Genomic DNA, 351 nt, shown 5'->3' with positions numbered 1-351 from the left:
TGGTTATTTTCTTGCCTTCATTCAGGTCATGGGTCGCGAATATGCTCATGGTATTGTTTTCATTAAACTGCCAGATTACCGATGGCATGTTGAGAACATCATTTACATATGGAATACCGGTCGCATCAATAACAATATTCTTTCCTTTCTGGTACAGCTCACTGTAGTTATCGATCTTCCCTCCACTCAACGGTCTTAGTTCACTAGCAATGATTCTTTTGATATTTCCATTTTCACCAATGAAGTTTGACGCGTTTACGGTTCCGTTTTCTCGAAGGACGATTGCATTGTATACCACACCATTGATTTTGCTCTGGATGGTTATTTTCTTGCCTTCATTCAGGTCATGGG

At 40.2% G+C, this 351-nt stretch carries 1 protein-coding gene; it reads right to left on the bottom strand.

From position 1 onward, the window contains the following. A partial coding sequence (locus H3T57_RS09055; protein ID WP_198194185.1) for a hypothetical protein occupies nucleotides 1-351 on the bottom strand: 351 nt, incomplete at both ends.

The organism is Commensalibacter sp. W6292M3 (assembly GCF_016101315.1).
Taxonomy (GTDB): Bacteria; Pseudomonadota; Alphaproteobacteria; order Acetobacterales; family Acetobacteraceae; genus Commensalibacter; species Commensalibacter melissae.
The sequence above is the reverse complement of the archived record's forward strand: the minus strand, read 5'-3'. Positions and strand labels throughout refer to the sequence as shown.